General features: G+C 69.6%; 18 protein-coding genes. 11 read left to right on the top strand and 7 right to left on the bottom strand.

What is annotated here, in order from left to right; genetic code table 11:
* Positions 1-25 precede the first annotated feature (25 nt).
* The 4 genes from AC3WLN_RS06940 to AC3WLN_RS06925 all read right to left on the bottom strand — a co-directional run bounded on the left by AC3WLN_RS06940 (position 26) and on the right by AC3WLN_RS06925 (position 5885).
* Complete coding sequence (locus AC3WLN_RS06940) at positions 26-1402, bottom strand: DUF2252 domain-containing protein (RefSeq protein WP_492480317.1); 1377 nt, start codon at positions 1400-1402, stop codon at positions 26-28.
* Positions 1403-1460: 58 nt separating this feature from the next.
* Positions 1461-3059 carry a bifunctional phosphoribosylaminoimidazolecarboxamide formyltransferase/IMP cyclohydrolase gene (purH, locus tag AC3WLN_RS06935; protein WP_492480316.1) on the bottom strand — a complete coding sequence of 533 codons (1599 nt, stop codon included), beginning with the start codon at positions 3057-3059 and terminating at the stop codon, positions 1461-1463.
* Between the two features lie 90 nt (positions 3060-3149).
* Positions 3150-4886, bottom strand: a complete 1737-nt coding sequence (locus tag AC3WLN_RS06930; protein ID WP_492480315.1) for a heparinase II/III family protein — start codon at positions 4884-4886, stop codon at positions 3150-3152.
* A gap of 144 nt (positions 4887-5030) precedes the next feature.
* Positions 5031-5885: a tetratricopeptide repeat protein gene (locus AC3WLN_RS06925; protein ID WP_492480314.1), complete on the bottom strand. Its 855-nt coding sequence runs from the start codon at positions 5883-5885 to the stop codon at positions 5031-5033.
* 130 nt (positions 5886-6015) lie between these two features.
* Here AC3WLN_RS06925 and AC3WLN_RS06920 point away from each other — a divergent pair, with 130 nt between their 5' ends.
* Entirely contained in the window at positions 6016-7398 is a 1383-nt protein-coding gene (locus tag AC3WLN_RS06920; protein ID WP_492480313.1) for a leucyl aminopeptidase family protein, read from the top strand.
* Positions 7399-7428: 30 nt separating this feature from the next.
* Here AC3WLN_RS06920 and AC3WLN_RS06915 read toward each other — a convergent pair whose 3' ends face one another.
* Complete coding sequence (locus tag AC3WLN_RS06915) at positions 7429-8373, bottom strand: EcsC family protein (RefSeq protein ID WP_492480342.1); 945 nt, start codon at positions 8371-8373, stop codon at positions 7429-7431.
* Positions 8374-8392: 19 nt separating this feature from the next.
* A complete protein-coding gene (locus tag AC3WLN_RS06910) occupies positions 8393-9850 on the bottom strand; it encodes an AmpG family muropeptide MFS transporter (RefSeq protein WP_492480312.1) in 1458 nt (485 codons plus the stop codon).
* 319 nt (positions 9851-10169) lie between these two features.
* Between AC3WLN_RS06910 and AC3WLN_RS06905 the strand changes: the two genes are divergently transcribed.
* Both AC3WLN_RS06905 and AC3WLN_RS06900 read left to right on the top strand, forming a co-directional pair.
* Entirely contained in the window at positions 10170-11321 is a 1152-nt protein-coding gene (locus AC3WLN_RS06905) for a PAS domain-containing protein (protein ID WP_492480311.1), read from the top strand.
* Entirely contained in the window at positions 11318-11773 is a 456-nt protein-coding gene (locus tag AC3WLN_RS06900) for a response regulator (protein WP_492480310.1), read from the top strand. Before AC3WLN_RS06905 ends, AC3WLN_RS06900 begins: the two co-directional genes overlap by 4 nt.
* A gap of 86 nt (positions 11774-11859) precedes the next feature.
* On the opposite strand, the gene AC3WLN_RS06895 is transcribed toward AC3WLN_RS06900, so the two are convergent.
* The gene (locus tag AC3WLN_RS06895) at positions 11860-12372 is read right to left on the bottom strand and encodes a pilus assembly protein N-terminal domain-containing protein (RefSeq protein ID WP_492480309.1); all 513 of its coding nucleotides are present in this window, start codon (positions 12370-12372) and stop codon (positions 11860-11862) included.
* Positions 12373-12785: 413 nt separating this feature from the next.
* Between AC3WLN_RS06895 and AC3WLN_RS06890 the strand changes: the two genes are divergently transcribed.
* The 8 genes from AC3WLN_RS06890 to AC3WLN_RS06855 all read left to right on the top strand — a co-directional run bounded on the left by AC3WLN_RS06890 (position 12786) and on the right by AC3WLN_RS06855 (position 20782).
* Entirely contained in the window at positions 12786-12956 is a 171-nt protein-coding gene (locus tag AC3WLN_RS06890) for a Flp family type IVb pilin (RefSeq protein ID WP_492480308.1), read from the top strand.
* A gap of 275 nt (positions 12957-13231) precedes the next feature.
* A complete protein-coding gene (locus tag AC3WLN_RS06885; RefSeq protein ID WP_492480307.1) occupies positions 13232-13738 on the top strand; it encodes an A24 family peptidase in 507 nt (168 codons plus the stop codon).
* A gap of 124 nt (positions 13739-13862) precedes the next feature.
* The gene (cpaB, locus tag AC3WLN_RS06880; protein WP_492480306.1) at positions 13863-14660 is read left to right on the top strand and encodes a Flp pilus assembly protein CpaB; all 798 of its coding nucleotides are present in this window, start codon (positions 13863-13865) and stop codon (positions 14658-14660) included.
* A gap of 34 nt (positions 14661-14694) precedes the next feature.
* Entirely contained in the window at positions 14695-16188 is a 1494-nt protein-coding gene (locus AC3WLN_RS06875) for a type II and III secretion system protein family protein (RefSeq protein ID WP_492480305.1), read from the top strand.
* Between the two features lie 62 nt (positions 16189-16250).
* On the top strand, positions 16251-16985 hold the full coding sequence (locus AC3WLN_RS06870; RefSeq protein WP_492480304.1) for a CpaD family pilus assembly protein: 735 nt from the start codon (positions 16251-16253) through the stop codon (positions 16983-16985).
* Positions 16986-17072: 87 nt separating this feature from the next.
* Positions 17073-18317 carry a CpaE/TadZ family protein gene (locus AC3WLN_RS06865; protein ID WP_492480303.1) on the top strand — a complete coding sequence of 415 codons (1245 nt, stop codon included), beginning with the start codon at positions 17073-17075 and terminating at the stop codon, positions 18315-18317.
* Between the two features lie 45 nt (positions 18318-18362).
* Positions 18363-19817, top strand: coding sequence for a TadA family conjugal transfer-associated ATPase (locus tag AC3WLN_RS06860; protein WP_492480302.1), 1455 nt, complete (start codon positions 18363-18365; stop codon positions 19815-19817).
* Positions 19814-20782, top strand: coding sequence for a type II secretion system F family protein (locus AC3WLN_RS06855; protein ID WP_492480301.1), 969 nt, complete (start codon positions 19814-19816; stop codon positions 20780-20782). The genes AC3WLN_RS06860 and AC3WLN_RS06855 overlap by 4 nt, the downstream gene beginning before the upstream one ends.
* Positions 20783-20788: the final 6 nt, after the last annotated feature.

Below are 20788 nucleotides of genomic sequence, written 5' to 3'. Positions count from 1 at the left end.
GCCGCGAGGGGGGCCCCTTTTCGATTCAACGGGCCTCGGGCTCGGGCGTCGTCAGGAAGTCGGTGACCATCAGGGCGTGGTCGGCGACGCTCTGGCGGGCGTAGCGCATCCCGAAGTCCGCGACCGCCTCGTCGAAGGCGGAGCCCTTGCCGAGATAGCCGGCGATCATCGCCGCGTCGCCCGAGCGGGCATGGGCGCGGGCCAGGGTCGTGCCGCAGAGCTGAGCGTAGGCCTTGGCGCCGCTCTCGGCCAGGATCTCGGCCACGGCCGATAGTTTCCGATTCTTGAGCTGGCGCACGTAGAAGGAGCGCCCGCTGGCTTCGGAGAACGCGGTGCCGAGGAAGAGGTCGCTCGCCGCCTGCATGATCCGCTGGCCGTCGATCACTCGCTGGCCCTCGGAGACGACGCTGAAGGGCTTGAGCGCGAGCTGGCCGATCACCGAGGGGCGAGCCTCCTTGATCTGCAGGAACAGCGGCGCTCCGTCCGCATCCGTGTAGATCCCGACGGCGCTGACGAGCCCGACCGATCCGACGCCGACGACCTTGAAGGCGACGTCGCGCTGGGCGTAGCGGGAGAGCAGGGTCCAGCGATCGGCCGTGAGGCTGTGCGGATAGGCCAGCAGCGCCTGCGCGGCGTCCTGCACCGCCTCGGTCAGGCCGCCGGGACCCCGATGGAAGATCGTCGGCGCCTTATCGGCGATGGTCCAATCCGCCGGGTCGGTCTGGTCCGGAGCCACCGCGAGGGTCGGGACGTCGCCGCGGGCGAGCCCGTCCGCGTTCTCGGTGGCGGCCTCGGAGAGGAGACGCCGGCACAGGTCGTCGTCGCCCAGGCGCCCGACCTCGTGCTCGAGGTCGATGCGGCTGTGCCAGATCGCCAGGGGCGACAGCGTCGAGAGCTCGCGCATGTGCTCGCGATAGGCCCGGACCCCGGCCCGCGCCGCGCGGCGCGCCTTGTCCTCGCCGCGCGGAAGGGCGGCCACCGCAATGCTGGCGGCGAGCCGCTTCACGTCGACGGTGAAGTCGACGTTCCACAGGGTCTCGTCGAAGTCGTTGATGTCGAACAGCGTCTGCCCCTCGGGGCTGCGGTAGACGCCGAAGTTGCCGATGTGGCAGTCGCCGCAGGCCTGGACCGGAATGCCCGGGACCGGCACGCCCTCGAGATCGGCCGCCATGACGGCGGCGGCCCCGCGCAGGAAGGCGAAGGGATCGGCCCGCATCCGCTCCCGCCGGAGCGGGACGAGCTCGGCCAGCCGGCTCGCCTCGGCGGCCTGAAGGATCGCCAGGGGATCGCGCTGCGGCGAGGCCTGCCACTCGGCATGCGATTCCCGCGAGACCTGCTCGCGCAGGCGCTTGCCCGCCGCTCGGCGTTCCTCGCGGCGGGTGGAATGTTGCGTGTGCGTCATGGCGTGGGGCCTCTTAGGTCCGGGACGCAGAGCCGTTCCCGGCGGCCCGGGTAGAAAGTCAGTGCCGGAAATGGCGGTGGCCGGTGAACACCATGGCGAGGCCGGCCTCGTCGGCGGCCTTGATCACGTCGGCGTCGCGCATCGAGCCGCCCGGCTGGATCACCGCCGTGGCCCCGGCCTCCGCCGCCGCGATCAGCCCGTCGGCGAAGGGGAAGAAGGCGTCGGAGGCGACCACCGAGCCCTTGGCGAGGCTCTCGGCGGCGCCGAGGCGCCGGGCGCCTTCGGCCGCCTTCCAGGCGGCGATGCGCGAGGAATCGACCCGCGACATCTGCCCGGCGCCGATGCCCACCGTGGCGCCGTCGCGCGCATACACGATGGCGTTCGACTTGACGTGCTTGGCGACCCGGTAGGCGAAGCGCAGGTCGGCATATTCGCGCTCCGTGGGCGCCCGCTGCGTGACGACCGTCAGGGGCATGTCGTCGACCACCGCTGCGTCGCGGGCCTGGACCAGCAGGCCGCCCGCCAGCGTCTTCACGGTCTCGCCGGCCCCGCGCGGGTCGGGCAGGCCGTCGGCCAGGAGCAGGCGCAGGTTCTTCTTGCCCGCCACGATCGCGATCGCCTCGGGCGTGGCGTCCGGGGCGATGATCACCTCGGTGAAGATCTCGACGATCCTGCGCGCGGCCTCGGCATCCAGCGGACGGTTCAGGGCGACGATCCCGCCGAAGGCCGAGGTCGGATCGCAGCTCAGGGCACGCTCGTAGGCTTCGAGGAGGTCGGTGCCCTCGGCCACGCCGCAGGGATTGGCGTGCTTGATGATCGCCACGGCGGCGGCGCGGGCCGGGTCGAACTCCGCCACGCACTCGTAGGCCGCATCGGTGTCGTTGAGGTTGTTGTAGGACAGCTCCTTGCCCTGGAGCTGGCGCGCCGTGGCCACGCCGGGCCGCCTCAGGCCCGCAGACCGGTAGAAGGCCGCGCTCTGGTGGGGATTCTCGCCGTAGCGCAGGGGCTGGGCCAGCGTGCCGCCGAAGGCACGGTAGGCCGGCGTCGCCTCGCTCTCGATCTGTCCCGCGAGCCAGTTGGCGATGGCCGCGTCGTAGGTCGCCGTGCGGGCATAGGCCTTCTGGGCGAGGCGCCGCCGGGTCCGCTCGTGCAGGCTGCCGGCATTCGCCTCGAGCTCGGCCAGGAGATCGGCATAGTCCGCCACATCGACCACGACCGCGACGTCGGCATGGTTCTTCGAGGCGGCACGAATCATCGCCGGGCCGCCGATGTCGATGTTCTCGACGCACGCGTCGTAGGAGGCGCCCTGCGCCACCGTCGCCTCGAAGGGGTAGAGGTTGACCACGAGGAGATCGATGGCGCGGATCCCGTGCGCCGCGAGGGCCGCCTGGTGCTCGGGGTTGTCGCGCACCGCGAGCAGTCCGCCATGGACGCCGGGATGCAGAGTCTTCACCCGCCCGTCCATCATCTCGGGGAAGCCCGTCAGGTCGGCGACCTCGGTGACGGCGAGCCCCGCCGCCCGCAAGGCCTTGTGGGTGCCGCCGGTGGAGACGAGCTCGATGCCGAGGCGGTCGAGGGCGGTGGCGAACGCGACGACGCCTTCCTTGTCCGAGACGGAGAGGAGAGCGCGGGTGACCCGCACCTGGTCATGCGACATGGCGTTGCGTCCGAAGGCAAGCGACGAGGAACTGACCGGCGCCTACCACAAAATTGTGCGCTGCGGCCAGCCGCGCCGTCGGCCGCGACGTCAATCCTGCCGCAGCTGCGCCCGGGCGAAGCCCCATCGAATGCGGGTATCCTCCGCCACCGACAGGTGCAGCACGATCTGGTCCGTGCGCCGGGCGCCGGTGAGCCCCGCGAAGTAGACGCTCTCCTCCAGGGCGACCGATGCCCCTTCGGCGCCGAAATGCCAGACCTCGCCGATGGGCGAGATCAGTTCGATGCGCCCGTCCTCGAGGCCGCGCGCCGCGATGGCCGGGTGCAGGTGGAAGCGCACCGCCACCTCCTGCGGCCGGTGGCGGGTCTTGCCCCGCTTGGCCGCCGGCGGACGGACGAAGGCATCCTCGCCCGCGAGGAGGTTGCCGTTGCCGGAAAGGCGCCAGCGCCGCTCGTGGACGAGGCCGCAGTCGCGGGCATAGCCGTCGTGGCGGGCCGCCAGGACGGTGGCACCCTCCTCCGTCGTGCGCTCGGATTTCACGTCGCGCGGGCCGCGCAGGATCACGGGGCCGATCCTGTGCGAGAGCCAGGTCACGGCCCAGCGCTCGTACCAGGCGCCCCCGCCCACGAGGAAGCGGCAGGACGAGGTGTCGCCCACCGTGGCGGTGGAATGGGCGGCCGTGCTGCGGGCGAGGCGCCGCAGTTCCGGGCCGCTCGCGGGCAGCCCACAATTGACGACGATGCGCTGCGGCCCGCTCGACATCTCGAAGGACAGGCAGCCGGCGCCCGCATTGATCGAATCGGCCAGGGGGGGCGGCGCCCCGACATCGGCGACGACGAGGACGCGACCGCCCTCCAGGCGCTCGTAGCCCGAATTCGGGGCGTGCATCATCGGCTGGGCCAGGGCGCCGTCATAGACCAGCAGGGTGGCGAGGTGGTCCGCCGCCGTCGCGCCCATGCCGTTGAAATGGCTGAGTGAGGCGTCCGGATGCCGAAGCAGGCGCAGGAGCGGCAGCATCCGGTCGATGGCGTGCAGGAGGGCTTCCGGCGGGTCGACGCTGCGCGAGAGGAAGGTCTGGCGCAGAGGCAGGAGGTCGAGGAGCAGTTCCATGGCGAAGCGCGGGTCGCGGCTGCGATGGCCGCCGTCGCGCAGGATCTGCCGGTCGAGTTCCCGCACCAGGATGCGGGTGGAGCGGCGCAGGATCGGCTGGATGCCCTCGCAGCAGAGTCCGGCGTAGCAGAGCGCCACCGCCGCGAGCAGGCGGCTCTGGGGTGAGATGCCCCGGCGCAGGTCACCTTCGAGGTCGCGGGCCGTCTTGCCGAGGGCCTTGAGGAAGGCCTGGTAGAAGGCGTGGTCCGCGCCCTCCAGCACCAGCGGCGACTGGCACAGGAAGGAGATCAGCCGGCGGGCCGCCACCGGCGTCGGCCGCGCGAGCGCCGCGTCGCCACGGCCGGCGACGAAGTCGGCCACGAAGGCGCGGGCATTGGCTCGGGCCAGGGCCGTATCGGCCGCTCGCAGGTGGCGCAGCCACCCGAAGCCGTAGAGGATGTCGGCCCATTCCGGCGAGGGCGGCGCATAGTCGAAGGGCGAGCGGCCGCTGACCGACAGGGAGCGCCCCGCGAAGACGAACAGCCCGGCATAGATGTCGTCGGCGAAGGTGGCGTCGCTGGTCCGCAGGTCGTGCGGCGCGATCACGAGGGCCGTCACGCGGGCGCGGGCAAGAATATCCGGCCGACCGGTCACCCGCGCATAGGTATCGCGCACGGAGCGCGCGATCTCGCGTCCGATCAACCGATAGAAGCGCCAGCGATCAGCCCCCCAACGCACGCCTTCTCCTCTTTCGGCTGCAGGGCCGCGAGCCGTCGGCGCGCGGCGTCGGCGCCGTTCTTCACTCGGTCCGGTCTTGACTAGGCCGTGGGCCTTAACCTGCGGTTAACCTCAAGTCACCCGCCCCATCGGTACGAGACCCCCTCACTCGGCCGGCCGCTCGGCGACCTGGCGGACCGGACGGGCCCCCCGGGCATCGGCGGCCTTCAGGGCCTTCCAGCTGTTCGGTTGGGCCACGAAGGCGCGGAGGGCGGCGGTGTTGGCCGCGGCCTCCTCCGGCGAGAGGTCTTGGCGCGAGACCGCCTCGGCATCGGAGAACTTGCCCTGGAGGCCGAGCACCAGCGCGAGATTCTGGCGCACGCGGGCATCGGCGCGCGGCTGCTCGGCGGCTCGCCGCAGGGTCGCCTCCGCCTGCGGCAATTGCCGGCCGAGGGCGTAGGAGAGCCCGAGATTCGAGAGGATGACGGGATCGTCCGGCTGGATCTTCAGCGCCGCCTCGTAAAAGCCCTGGGCCCGGTCGTGGTCGCCGAGCTGGTCGGCGACCGCGCCCTGGGCCGACAGCACGCGCCAGTCCGGCCGGGCCGGCGTGTGCGCGTTCTGGAGGACATCGGCCGCCTCCTGGAAGCGGCCCACCTCGGACAGGCTCTTGCCGTAGGCGGCGAGCACGGTGTTGTTCTTCGGGTTGCGCAGGGCAACCTGCTGCAGGACCGCGACGGCCTGCGGCTTCTGGTTCGTGGCGCGGAGCGCCTGCGCGTATCGCAGCGCCAGGGACACGTCGTTCGGATCGGCGCCGTACTTCTCGCCCAGAGCCTCGACATCCCGCCGGCTGACCACCGCGGGACCCTGGGGACGGCCGAAGCCCGGCAGCGAGAGGCCGCCGATGGAACCGGTCGTTTCCGGAGACCGGGACTGGCAGCCGGCCGCGAGGGCCGCCACGAGCGTCGCCGCCAGGAGGGGCCGCGGACGGATCCGAGAGAACGTGAACAGCGGCGTGACCATGACGCGCTCCGCGACGGGCCGGCAGGGCCCAGGATTTGCTCGGGCGGACGCTTCGCGCTCCCGTTCGGCCGGTGATAGAGCGTTAACCCTAACCCGCCGTTAATTGCCCGCCCCTGCCCTCGCGAGACCCATGACCCAGTCCCTGTCCCGCCTCGTCGCCGAACCGGGCGACTCCGTCCCGATCACCTGCGTCACACCGGATACCTGGCCCCGAGTGGAGGCGTCCCTGCCCGCCCCCCAGGCCGCCTATGCCCGCGCGACGGACTTCGCGCCGAAGGCCGGGCGGATCGCCCTCCTCCCAGCCCCCGACGGTCGACTGGGCCAGGTGCTGTTCGGCCTGGGCGACGGCAGCGACCCGATGATCGCCGGCAAGCTGCCCGGCGCGCTCCCGCCGGGAACCTATCGCCTCGCACCGGCGGAGGGGTTCGACGCCGGTGCGGCGACCCTCGCGTGGCTCCTCGGGAGCTACCGCTTCGGGCGCTACCGTGACGCGGGCTCCGAACGCCCGGCCCTCGTAGTCCCCGAGGAGGTCGACAGCGAGGCCGTGACCCGGATCGCCGAGGCGGTGGCGCGGGGCCGCGACCTCGTGAACACCCCGGCCAACGACCTCGGCCCGGCGGAGATCGAGGCCGCCATCCGTGCCGTCGCCGAGCGCCACGGCGCCGTCGTGACGGTCGTCGCCGGAGACGCGCTCGCGCAGGCGTTTCCCCTGGTCCACACGGTGGGCGCCGCCTCCCCTCGGGCGCCGCGTCTCATCGACCTGTCCTGGGGGCCGGCCGATGCACCGCGGGTGACCCTCGTCGGCAAGGGCGTCGCCTTCGACACCGGGGGGCTCGACATCAAGCCGTCGAGCGGCATGCTCCTGATGAAGAAGGACATGGGGGGCGCCGCGGCCGCCCTCGCGGCGGCCGACATGGTGATGGGCTCGGGCCTCCACCTGCGCCTGCGCCTGATCGTGCCCGCCGTGGAGAACGCGATCTCGGGCAGCGCCTTCCGCCCGGGTGACGTCATCCGCAGCCGGGCCGGTCTCACGGTCGAGATCGGCAACACCGATGCCGAGGGACGGCTGATCCTCGCCGACGCCCTCGCGCTGGCGGATGCCGACGCGCCGGAGCTGCTCCTCGACTTCGCGACCCTGACCGGCGCGGCGCGGGTCGCCCTCGGCCCCGACCTCCCGGCCTTCTTCACAGAGGACGAGGGGCTGGCCGCTTCGGTCTCGGAGGCCGGGATCGCCGTCGCCGATCCGATCTGGCGCCTGCCCCTGCACAAGCCCTATGCGAGCCTGCTCGATTCGAAGATCGCGGATCTCAACAACGTCTCGGGCGGTCCCTTCGCGGGGGCGATCACGGCGGCCCTGTTCCTGCGCCGCTTCGCGCCCAACACGCGGGCGCACGGGCATTTCGACCTCTACGGCTGGAATCCCTCGACCAAGCCGGGCCGGCCGGAGGGGGGCGAGGTCCAGACCGCCCGCCTCGTCCACGCTCTCCTGACGCGGCGCTATCCCAAGGCCTGACCCGGTCCGAAGGCCCGACCCGGTCCGCCGTCAGAGGCCGAGCATCGCCTTCTCGGACTCGTAGGCCGCGCGCACCGGGGCCGCGCCGTAGGTCCGCTCCAGCCGCCGCACGGTGAAGTGCGCCCGCGCGGTGGACTGGAAATGGTCCATGAAGGCGGCGTTCACCGCGGCGCCGCCCACGGCCCCGAGGATCGGCACGGCCTGCGCCGCCACCTTCTGCGAGACCACGAGGCCGAAGCGCGCCGCGATCTGCGTCGAGAAGCGGATCAGGGCGGGGGCCGCCTCGTCGAGGAGCGCCCGGTTGCCGGCATAGCGCGCCGCCTCGACCATGGTCTTGGCCAGCGCCGCGCGCACGGCGAAGTAGCCGCTCTCGGTCAGGGCGCTTCCCGCCGCCTCGCGGCCGCCGAGGGCGAAGACCTGCACGCAGGCGAGGGCGTTCTCGGGATCGCCGAGATCCTCGCCCTCCTCCCGGGCGATCTGCGCGATCGAACGCAGCATCAGCGTGGTGGAGACCGGCAATTCGACCGCGAGGGTCGCGAGGCCGAAGGCGCCCCCGAGAGCGCCCGAGACGGCCGCCATCGCCTTGTGGCCGAAGGCGCTGGACGGCAGGTACTTCGCCAGGCGCGTCACCCTGCGCACGGTGGCGGAGTCCGTCTCGACGGGACCGGCGAGGAGCGGATCGCCCGGCGCCGGCACGGGGATCTCGCGGCCGGCCGGCAGCGTCGCCAGGGCGACCTTCAGGGAGGCGCGCATGGCGCTCTCGGTCGCCTGCGACACCGCCTCGGTCACGGGCGCCGGCAGGGCACGGCCGATCATGTCGAGGGGCGCGCCGGCCACCGCCGAGAGCCGCGCGGCGAGGCCCGGCTTCTCCAGGGCCTCGACGGCCCGTCGGAGCGCGGCCCGGTCGGCCTCGCTGAGGTCCGGCGCGCCGGGGCTGACGGCCGGGGTGGTGGTGGTGTCGTCGACGAGTTTGATGTTGCTCACGTCTGCGGTCTCATCCGTGTGCCGGGTGGGGGCGTCCGGTCCGGCCTGCCCCGGGGTGGTCGCTGCCGGTGGAAGCAAGCCCGGGGCCCCGCGAATGGTTCCCCCCGATCTCGTCGCCGGCGGCGGCCTCCGGGCGGACCGGGTCCGCCGCAATGGCCTGCGCCGCGCTCGCCTTGCGCTCGCCGGCCCGGCCGACGAACAGGCAGAGGATCACGACCGGAATGCCGACGGCCGCCGTGAAGGCGAAGAACACGGGGTAGCCGTAGGCCGCGACGATGAACCCGGAGGTTCCGGCCACGAGCTTGCCCGGCAGGGCATAGAGCGAGGAGAACAGGGCGTACTGCGTCGCGGCGAAGCCCGGCGCGGTCAGGCTCGACATGTAGGCGATCAGCGCCATTCCGGCGAAGGAGCCGCAGAAATTGTCGATGGAGATCGCCGCGGTGAGGCGCCAGACCTCCGGTCCGCCGAAGGACAGCCACGAGAAGGCGAGGTTCGAGGCCGCGCCCAGGAAGGCCCCGACCACGAGGGTGGGGAACAGGCCGAAGCGCGTCATCGCCCATCCGCCCACGAAGGCGCCCGCGATGCCGACCCAGATGCCGTAGAGCTTCGACACGGCGCCGATCTCGACCAAGCTGAAGCCCACCTCCCGGTAGAGCGGGCTCGCCATCACGCCCGAGATGAAGTCGGGCAGGCGATAGAGGGCGACGAGGAGCAGGATCGCCCACAGGCCCGCTCCAAGCCGGGTGTGCAGTTCGGTCAGGGGCTCCAGGACGGCGCTCCGGAACGTCCAGGTCCGGGGCGGCGCGGCGGACTCGGCCGCGGTGATCGCGCGGTCGAAGGCCGGGGCGAGCAGCGCGGCGATCATGCCGACGCCCATCAGGGCCGCCATCGACAGGTAGGCGACGCTCCAGCCATAGGCGCTGGCGATGAACAGCGCGCCGGCGCCCGCCGACATCAGGGCCAGGCGGTAGCCGAGGTTCGAGGTCGCGGCCATCACGCCCTGGAGGTCCGTGCCGGCCGCGTCGATGCGCCACCCGTCGATCACCACGTCCTGCGTCGCGGCGCAGAAGGCGACCAGGAAGGCGCCCAGACCGAGCAGCGCGAGGCTGGTGCCGGGATCGGCGAAGGCCATCAGCGTGAGAGACAGGGCGACCGCGCATTGGGTGGCGATCATCCAGGCCCGGCGCCGGCCGAGCGCGCGGCTGAGCACCGGGACGTCGAACCGGTCGATGATCGGGGCCCAGAAGAACTTCAGGGTGTAGGGCAGCGCCAAGTAGCTGAACAGGCCGATCGACTTGATGTCGACGTCCGAGTAGGCGAGCCGGGTCGAGAAGGTGCCGAGCACCAGAAGCAGCGGCAGACCCGAGGAAAAGCCCAGGGCCAGCATCAGCAGGATGCGGGGATCCTCGACGATGTCCTTCAGGCGGAGGCGGCGGCTCGGGATGTCCAGCGCGTCGCTTTGGGCCATGGCATGGAACTCCTGGGGGCCGAGAGGCTTGATGCCCGCACGCCATGGCAGGCCTCGGCACCGACCCTGGACGGGGTCGGTCGTTCGGACTGCATGCCGTGGTGCATCGATTACCACCGACAGCATGCCTTCCGAAATCTTAACGCGAGGTCTCGCATCTTCCTGTTAGCGGCTCGACCGCCCCCACGAGGGACCACGATCCAGGTGTTGACGGCGGGCGCTCCCGGCAGTTCAAATCTGTGTTCGCGCCCGATGGAAGAGGCGGCCGGCCGATCTCGAGGTCGACAATGCGGGCATCTCGTCTTGGCTGAAGCCGATCATGACGCATAGGGAAACGCCGGCGACCAGAGCGCGGGGTCTTGGTGTCGATGCGAGCGCCTTCGTGTCGGCCTTCACCACGAGCCCGACGCCGATGATCCTGACCGACCCGCGCCAGGGCGACAATCCGATCGTCTGGGCCAACGATGCCTTCCTGAAGATGACCGGCTACGGCTGGGAGGACGTCTCCGGACGGAACTGCCGGATGCTGCAGGGGCCGGAGACCGATCCGCGTGCCGTGCGCCGGTTGCGCGAGGCAGTGATTGCGGGACGGCCGATCGAGATCGAACTCGTCAATTACCGCAAGGACGGCACGTCCTTCTGGAACGGCATGACGGTGGCGCCGGTGCACGACGAGACCGGGCGGATCGTGCATTTCTACTCGGCTCAGGCCGACATGACCGGCAAGTATCGTCACGAAGTAGCGATGAAGGATGCCAACGAAGAACTCGAGCGCCGGGTCAGCGAGCAGACGGCGGACCTGCGGGCCGCGCTCGAGCAGAAGACCGCGCTGCTCCACGAGGTCGATCATCGGGTCAAGAACAACCTTCAGGTCATCTCGTCTCTGATGCTGCTGAAAGCGCGCCGGACCCCGCGCGGGGAGGCCCGGGATGCCCTGCAGGGCATGGCCGAGCGGATCGGCGCGCTCTCCACCGTTCACCGGATGCTCTATTCCACCGGCGACGTGACCCGCTTCGACCTGCGGGAATTCGCCGAGGACTTCGTGTCCGAACTGGTGGCCGGGCTCGACACCGAGCGGACCGCCGTCAGCGCGGAGATCGATTCGATCGCCGTCTCCGCCGCGATGGCCGCCCCCTTGGCGCTGATGATGCACGAACTCGCCACCAATGCGGTCCGTCACGCCTTCCCGGACAGCCGGCCCGGCCGCATCACGATCACCGCGCAGCGCAGCGCGGACGGCCTGCGCATGCTGATCGAGGATGACGGAGTGGGTCTGGCCGGAGGCACGCCGAACCCGGCGGGCTTCGGCCGCTCCCTGGTGGAGATGGTGGTGCGCCAGCTTCGCGGCGTGATCGCCTGGAGCGACGTCTCGCCGGGAACGCGCGTCGAGATCGTGGTCCCCCTCGACGCGATCTCGCTCCAGAGCGCCATCACCGAGCGGGCCGCCGGCGCCGAATGGGCTGCGCCATGAGCGGGACGCCGCTGCGGATCCTCGTGGTCGAGGATGAGGTTCTGATCGCCCTCGAACTCGAATGCCTGCTCGACGACCTCGGGCACATCACGGTGGGCGTCGCTGGCAGTTCCGCCGAGGCGATCGCTCTCGGCCGGTCGACGGTACCGGACGTGGCCTTCGTCGACATCCACCTGATCGACGGCCCGACCGGCGTCGACGTGGCCCGCGCCCTCAGCGCCGACCCACACACCACCGTGGTGTTCATGACCGCGAACGCCAAGCGCATCCCCGATGATTTCGCCGGCGCCGTCGGGGTGATCGCCAAGCCCTATTCGGAGCGGGTGGTGGCCGGCGCACTCCGCTACGTCGCCGACAGGCGGGCGGGGCTTGACGCCACGGTGGAGGGGCTCGACGGGTTTCGCCTGGCGGCCGGGGACCCCGCGGATCACCGGCACCCGGCGACCCGCTAGAGCCTTTTCGAGCGAGGTGGATGCCGGCTCGCGTGAAGACAATGCGACCGCGCGATCGGAGAGAGCATGTTCGGGTTCGGGACGGCCTAGCGGCTCGGGGCGGCGCCGCCCGTCGCCATGGCGCGGCGGGCTTCGGCCTGGCTGCTGGCCTCGCCGTAGAACTTGTTGGCATCGCCGAGCTGGATCGAGGGCTGGCAATTCGGCGTGCAGGAATAGGATTCCCGCTCCAGCCCGCGCTGGACCGTGATCACGGCGGCCTGCGGCGCCTGCACGCTGATCGTCGATTCCGCCAGCATCTGCCCCGTGGCGTCGAGCGCGATCAGGTTCGTGCTGCCGAAGCTCTTGCCGGTCAGGATGAGGATGCCGTTCCGCTGCAGCGCCACGTCTGCGATCATCGGGTTTCCGACGATCACGGTCTGGGTCTTCTCGGGCAGGCGCATGACCTTGGCGTTGTCGACCGTCACCGCCACGATGGCCGGAGGTGCGTCGGTGGCCTGAGCGCGCGCGGAGCCGCATCCGCCGAAGGCGGCGTAACCCGCGAGCAGCAGGGCCGTCGCGACCCGGAGCGGGATGTTGGACAGATGGGATGGGGGCTGCATCGGACGCTCACTCGGACCGGACGGCACGACGCAAATCGTGATCGATCTCGGCCCTCGGGGACGCCCCCCTCGTGCCGAGGCTTGAGCGTCAGGAAACACGAGCAGGGTAAACGAAGCGATAATTCTCCATTTGCGGAAGTGGTCTCGCGGTCGCCGCCAAGACGCCGCCCGCCGCCCGGATGCACCGGACGACCAGGACGGAGGCAATCGACGGAAAGTCTTCCCGGCTCACCTGGCCTCGCGATGCCTTGCGGTCTTTAACGACGGCTTCACCACATCTCGAAGCTCTCGGACAGGCGCCCGTTTCGAAGACCGATTTAACCCGTTGGCAAGAGGCTCGGGGCAGATTGGACCCGTCGCCGATTGAGACGCGCAGAGCGTGACCGGCACATTCACTTCCTGGGGATTCTGCCATGACCACCATGTTCAAGCGTTTCGCGGCCGACGAGTCCGGCGCCACCGCCATCGAGTACGGCCTGATCGCCTCGCTGATCGCCGTCGCCGTCGTCACCATTCTCGGCACCGTCGGCAGCAACCTGAAGGGTACCCTGACCACCGTGGCGAACAACCTGAAGAGCTCCTAAGCCCGCGCGGCGTCAGCGGAAGGCTCCTGCATCCTCCGTCGAGGCGGCGTGGCAGGGCGCGACGGACCTTCCGGCCTGCCGGTTTCGAGGAGCATTGCGGGTGTCCCGCAATGCTCCTCGCTCCGTTCGCGACGGGGTGTCGCGCGTCGGCGGCCTTTCGGAATTGAATCCCCCCTGGAGACACGCCTGGTGCCTCCGCGAGCGAGGTCCGGCCGAACCGGATCGTCGACCTCTCCCACCCCGCACCTCCATCGAGCGGCAGGACCCAAAGCGCCATGGCCAGCGTCAGTCTCCTCGTGGTGTTCCCCTTCCTGATGGCCTATGCGGCCGCCAGGGACCTCCTGACGATGCTGATCCCCAACACGGTGTCGATCGCCCTGGTGGCCGCCTTCGCGGTGTTCGCCGTCGCCGGCGGCCTCGGCTGGAACGACCTTGCCGGGCATCTCGGGGCGGGTGCGGCCACGCTCGCCGTCACCTTCACGCTCTTCGCATTCGGCTTCATCGGCGGCGGCGATGCCAAGCTCGCCGCTGCGACGGCCCTGTGGATCGGTTTCGACCAGTTGGCGGGCTATCTAATCGTGGCATCCCTCGCGGGCGGGGCGCTCACCATGCTGATCCTGGCCCTGCGCTCGCAGCCGCTCCCCTCCCCGTTCGCGCGGCTTCCCTTCGCCCTCCACCTGCACGACGCCCGCACCGGCGTCCCCTACGGCATCGCCCTCGCGCTCGCGGCCCTCGTCGTCCTGCCGGAGACGACCATCTGGCTTCGGCTGGTCACGGCCTGATCTTGAATCGCGGTTCGTTCCTTCGTTCCCTCGGATCGATTACACCTTGTTAACCGTAATTTGAGGAATGCCGGGCCATCCTCGACCGACACGGCGATGTGCCGTCGCAGGTTCGAGTTCGGCGATGAAACCAGCCAGACTGGCCGTCCTAGCCATAGCCCTCGTGGCAGGTGGTGGCGCGGCGTTGTTGATCAGTGGGGAGGACGCGCCGGTGGTGCAGCCGGCCGCCGTCGTTCCGCCCCCCGTCGTTCCGATGACCGACGTGCTGGTGGCCGCCGCCGAACTGCCGATGGGCCAGAACATCCAGGCGCCCGACCTCCGCTGGCAGCCCTGGCCGAACGACGCCGTCACGACCGGCTACATCACCCGCACCAACTCGCCGAAGGGCATGGAGGAGATCGTCGGTTCGATCGCCCGCTCCGGCTTCCTCGCCGGGGAGCCCATCCGGCCGCAGAAGCTCGCCCGGTCCGACGGCGGGTTCATGGCCGCGATCCTGCCCTCCGGCCTGCGCGCCGTGGCGATCAACATCGACGCCGCCGGCAGCAACACCGCGGGCGGCTTCATCCTGCCGAACGACCACGTCGACGTGATCCGGACCTACCGGGATGAGGAATCCGGGCGCGGAAACGCCGATGTCCAGGTCTCCGAGACCCTGCTCCAGGACGTTCGCGTCCTCGCCATCGGTCAGGTGGTCCAGGAAAAGAACGGCAACACCGTCGTCACCGGCCAGACGGCGACCCTCGCGCTGACGCCGGCCCAGGCCGAGATCGTCACCCTCGCTCAGAAGGTCGGGCAGCTCTCGCTCTCGCTGCGCAGCCTCGTCGACAGCGGACGCAGCGCCGACCCGACCCTCGACGTACGTCCCGAGACCGGCCTGACGGTGGTGCGGTTCGGCGTCGCGAAGCAGCAATCGCGACGCTGAGACCGGCGCCCCCACGATGACAGAGAACGCGTCGATGACCCTCCCTCCCTGCCCGGCCCCGCGCCGGACTCCGCGGCTCGCCTGCTTCCTGGCCGGTATCCTGCTGACCGTCTCCGGAGCGACCCCCGGGTTCGGGCAGGCCCGCGGCGGTCTGACGGCGGCGCCCGTGCTTTCGGTGGGCACCGACGAGACGGCGACCTCCCGACGGATCGACCTCACGATGGGGCGGTCCCTGGTGGTCGACCTGCCGCGCGACGCCAAGGAAGTCTTCGTCGCCAACCCGAAGGTGGCCAACGCGGTGGTCCGTTCCACCCGCAAGGTGTTCATCATCGGCATGGAGAACGGTGCGACCTCGATCTTCATCATGGATGGCGAGGGCCGCCAGATCACAGCCCTCGACGTCACCGTGGCGCGCGATCTCAACGTCCTGCGCCAGACCCTGAACCAGAGCATCGCCGGTGGCCATTTCGATGCCCGCGCCGCCGGGGATTCGGTGGTTCTCACCGGCACGGTGAACTCCGCCTCCGAGGCGGCCCAGGCCCTGGACATCGCCAACGCCTTCGTGGGCGTCTCCGCCGCCAATCCCACCGCCCGCGGCGCCGTGATCAACAACCTCACGATCCGCGGCAAGGATCAGGTGATGCTGCGGGTCACCGTCGTGGAGGTGTCGCGCACGGTCCTCAAGCAGTTCGGCGTCAATCTCGGCGGGGGCTGGTCGGGCCTCAACCTCGTCAACACCACCCCGCTCGCCCTCAACGGCGGCGCATTCCCGTCCGGCAACCTGCTGTCGGGGACGATCAACGGCCCGGGCGGAGCGAGCCTGACGGCGACCCTGAGGGCCTTCGAGCAGGCCGGCGTGTCCCGAGTGCTGGCGGAGCCGACCCTCACGGCGATCTCGGGGGAATCCGCGACCTTCACGGCCGGCGGTCAGATCCCGGTGCCCTCGAACCTGAGCTGCACCTCCGTCGGGACAAGCACGATCCAGACCTGCGTCCCGAGCGTGAGCTACAAGGATTACGGCGTCAGTCTGAACTTCACGCCGGTGGTCCTGGCCGAGAACAAGATCTCGGTGCGTGTGGGCACGCAGGTCACCGAGATCGACCAGCAGAACGCCCTCAACCTGAACTTCACCGGCACCACCACGGCCGTGCCGGGCTTCACCGTCCGCAAATCCGACACCACCATCGAACTCGCCTCCGGCGCCACCATGATGACAGCCGGCCTGATCCAGCAGCGCAACAAGGCGGCCATCACCGGGCTGCCGGGGCTCGTGAACCTTCCCATCATCGGAGCCCTCTTCCGCTCGCGCGACTACCAGCGGCAGGAGACGGAACTGATGATCATGGTCACGCCCTACATCGCCAAGCCGATGGAGCCGCGCAAGGTCGCCCGGCCCGATGACGGCTTCGTCGATGCGCAGGATGCGCAGGCCATCCTGCTCGGGCGCTTCAACCGCCTCTACGGCGTGGCCGGCGCCAGCCCGCTCGGCAGCGCCTATCGCGGCCGCGTCGGCTTCATCACCGACTAGTCCGACGCGTTCCCGAATCGATCAAGGCGCCGCGGCCCCGGCATCATCAGGACCCTTCTCCGATGTCCCTTCCCTCCCTTCGCACCCCGCTGGCTCTGGCCGCCCTGACCGGCGTCGCCGCCCTGCTCGGAGCCTGCCGTGCCGAGCCCGTCGCCACCACCGGATCGCTCTATCCGGCGGATTACCGCGCCCGCCATCCCGTGGCCCTCACCGAAGGCGTGCGCACGCTCGACGTCTTCGTGACCGGCACGGGGCATATCGATCCGCGTCAGGCCGCCGACGTCGACGCGTTCCTCTTGGAATACAGACGCTACGGACGCGGAACGCTGGCCCTCGACGTCCCCGCCGGTGGCACCCCGCGGACGGCCGCGGCCGTCGAGCGGACGGCGGCCGCCCTGCACCGCCTCAGCCTCGACGGCGGCGTGCCGGACCGGCAGGTCGTGGTCGCCCGCTACCCGGTGGCCAATCCGAGCCTGGCCGCGCCCCTGCGCCTGAGCTTCCAGCGCATGGAGGCCAAGGTGGCGAGCCAGTGCGGAACCTGGCCGCAGGATCTTGGGGTGGGCGATCCCGCCTTCAACGGCCGTAACGAGGTCTACTGGAATTTCGGTTGCGCATCGCAGTCGAACTTCGCCGCGCAAGTCTCTGATCCCGTTGATCTTGTCCGGGCCCGACCCGAGGGCCGGATCGATACCATCCGGCGCACCAACGACATCGGGAAGATCCGGGACGGCAAGGATCCGTCAATCCAATGGCGCCAGGATGGGAAGACCTCCGTCAAGGCGCAGATCTCCGAGTGAACGCCCCGGCCGGGTGCCCCGAAGCACCCGCGACGCAACCAGTCCTCGCCTCCCGCATCGGCGGCAACCTGAACCGGAATTCTCCTCATGGCGGATCTGAACGAGACGTCCGAGCGGATCATCGCTCCCGTGCCGCGGATCACGATTCAGGCGTTTTGCGAGACGCAGGAGAGTGCGGCCCTGATCGAATCCGTCGGCGCCGACCGGCGGATGCAGAAGGCTCACATCAAGGTGCAGATGGGCGGTGGCGCGGCCGCCGTCGAAGCCTATCGGCACGCCCCGACCCCGAACGTCATCGTCATCGAGACCCAGGGCGCTAAGTCGCGTCCCCTCGAATTCCTCGACGCGCTCGCAGAGGTTTGTGACGAGGGAACGAAGGTCGTCGTCATCGGTCACGTGAACGATGTCGCGCTCTATCGGCAGTTCATCCAGCGTGGTGTCAGCGAATACCTGATGGCGCCGGTACGCCCGATCGACCTCATCCAGGCGATCTCGGACCTCTTCACCGCGCCGGGCGCGAAACCTGTCGGTCGGACCATCGCCGTCGTCGGTGCGAAGGGCGGCGTCGGCGTCTCCACCCTGGCCCACAACCTCGCCTGGACGATCGCACGGGAGCAGGACACCGCCACCGTCATCGCTGATCTCGACATCGCCTTCGGAACCGCGAGCCTGAACTTCAACCAGGATCCGCCCCAGGGGATCGCCGAGGCCGTCTTCGCGCCGGACCGACTCGATTCGAATCTCCTCGACCGCCTCCTGTCAAAGTGCAGCGACAATCTCTCCCTGCTCGCCGCTCCGGCCACCCTCGATCGCACGACGGATCTCGCCGAGCCCGCCTTCGACCACCTGCTGGATCTCCTACGCGCCGCGGTGCCATGCGTCGTTCTCGACGTGCCGCACCAATGGACCGCCTGGTCGCGCCGGCTGATGATCAGCGCCGATGAAATTCTCATCGTCGCGAGCCCGGAACTCGCTGCTCTGCGCAACACGAAGAATCTTCTGACTTTGCTTCAGCAGAACCGTCCGAACGACCGTAAGCCGCGGGTCATCCTCAATGGGGTCGGCGTGCCGAAACGGCCCGAAATCGCTTCGGCCGAATTCGCGAAATCCCTCGACACCACGATCGCAGCCGCGATTCCCTTCGACGCCGCCCTGTTCGGAACGGCTGCGAACAACGGTCAGATGATCGGCGAAGTGCAATCCGGCGCGAAGGCCGCCGAGATCTTCTCTTCCCTCGCAGCCTCGATCACCGGCCGCGCCGAGCTTCGCCGTGCCCGCCCGAACCTGTTCGAGCCTCTGCTCGCCAAGCTTGCCCGTCGCAAGGCCTCGTGATGCGCCATCCGGTTCCGTATCACCTGAACGCCAGGAGGCAGCGCCATGTTCGGTAGACGATCCGGCAGTGCGGCCGTCGTGGCGCCACGCCCTGCGGCCGTCGTCGCCAAGCCGCAGATCTCCCTGCCGGTCCATGACGACTCGGCTCTTCGCCCGAAGGTGGAGGCGCCGCGCCGTCCCGAGCCCGTAGTCGTCATGGAGACGGTGAAGTCGGAGGACTACTTCCGCACCAAGAGCATGATCTTCGGTGCACTGATCGAGGCCATCGACCTGTCGCAGCTCTCCCGCCTCGATGCGGAGTCGGCGCGCGAGGAAATCCGCGACATCGTCTCGGAGATCATCGGCCTCAAGAACATTGTCCTGTCGATCGCCGAGCAGGAGGAACTGCTCGACGACATCTGCAACGACGTGCTCGGCTACGGCCCGCTCGAACCGCTGCTCGCTCGTGACGACATCGCCGACATCATGGTCAACGGGGCCAGCCGCGCCTTCATCGAGGTGGGTGGCAAGATCCAGCTCACCAACGTCCGCTTCCGCGACAACCAGCAGCTGATGAACATCTGCCAGCGGATCGTCAGTCAGGTCGGCCGGCGCGTCGATGAAGCGTCGCCGATCTGCGACGCCCGCCTCCCGGACGGCTCGCGCGTCAACATCATCGCACCGCCCCTGGCGATCGACGGGCCCGTCCTGACCATCCGCAAGTTCAAGAAGGACAAGCTGACCCTCGACCAACTCGTGACCTTTGGGGCGATCTCGCCGGAAGGCGCCCGCATCCTGCAGATCATCGGGCGCGTCCGCTGCAACGTGGTGATTTCGGGCGGTACCGGTTCGGGCAAGACCACGCTCCTGAACTGTCTGACCCGGTACATCGACGAGGACGAGCGCATCATCACCTGCGAGGACGCGGCGGAACTGCAACTGCAGCAGGCGCACGTGGTGCGGCTGGAGACGCGGCCCGCCAACATGGAGGGGTCAGGACAGGTCACCATGCGCGACCTCGTGAAGAATTGTCTGCGCATGCGACCCGAGCGGATCATCGTCGGCGAGGTTCGCGGCCCCGAGGCTTTCGACCTTCTCCAGGCGATGAACACGGGCCACGACGGCTCGATGGGAACGCTGCACGCCAACTCGCCGCGCGAAGCCCTGGCGCGTATCGAATCGATGATCACCATGGGTGGCTTCAGCCTGCCCTCGCGCACGCTGCGCGAAATGATCTGCGGCTCCATCGACGTGATCGTACAGGCGACCCGCCTTCGCGACGGCTCACGCCGGATCACCCACATCACCGAGGTGATGGGGCTCGAGGGCGACGTCATCATCACCCAGGACCTGTTCCTCTATGATGTGCTCGGAGAGGATGCGAACGGCAAGCTGATCGGGCGCCACCGCTCTACGGGAATTGGTCGGCCGCGCTTCTGGGAGCGCGCGCGCTACTATGGCGAGGACGAGGCCCTCGCAGCCGCCCTCGACGCGGCCAGCGCTGGTGGAAGTGCGCTGTGAACGCCAACGGACTCGCCCTCGCGTCCGGACTGCTCGCGCTCACGGCCGGTGGACTCGCCTACGTCTTCGTGTTCCCTTACCTGTCCGGTGAGAAGCGCTCCGCCGAACGGCGCCGAACCGTCAGCGTCGTCGCGGCACCGGGGAGCCGCAACGTGGCGGTGAATCGCCGCGAGCAGGTCGCCAAGAGTCTCAAGGAAGTCGAGGCGAAGCGCGAGGGCGCCAAGGTAACGCTCGAACTCAAGCTTGCCCGTGCCGGGCTGTCCTGGTCCCGGAACCAATTCTTCATGGTCTCCGCGGTGATGGCGATCGTGTTCGGTCTCGCGATCCTGATCCTGACCGCGAATCCCCTCGCCGCGCTCGGGGCCCTCTTCGCGGGCGGCTTCGGCCTGCCACTTTGGTTGGTCAGCTACCTGCGCAAGCGCCGGATCAAGGCCTTCATCAACGAGTTGCCGACCGCAATCGACATCATCACCCGCGGCGTGCGTGCCGGTATTCCAGTCGGAGACTGCTTCCGGATCATCTCACGGGAAGCGGAGGAACCGATCCGCAGCGAATTCCGGCAGGTCGTCGAATCTCAGACCCTCGGCCTCTCACTCGGCGAAGCGCTGATGAAGATGCACGAGCGGGTGCCCGTCTCGGATGTGAACTTCTTTGCGATCGTCATCAGCATCCAGGCGAAATCCGGCGGTAATCTCTCTGAGGCATTGGCCAACCTGTCTCGCGTGCTCCGTGAGCGCAAGAAGATGGCTGGGAAGGTCCAGGCGATGAGCATGGAGGCGAAGGCCTCAGGCGGAATCATCGCTGCGCTTCCGTTCATCGTCGCTTTCCTGACCTACCTGTCGAGCCCGGATTACATCTCGCTCCTCTGGCGGACCGATATCGGCAAGCTCGCCCTGGTAGCTTCCGCCATCTGGATGTCGCTCGGGGTCTTCACGATGAAGAAGATGATCAATTTCGACGTCTGATTACCG

The sequence above is a fragment of the Methylobacterium sp. FW306-05-D genome, from assembly GCF_058782155.1.
Note: the sequence above shows the minus strand (reverse complement) of the source record. Positions and strands in the feature narration are given on the sequence as shown.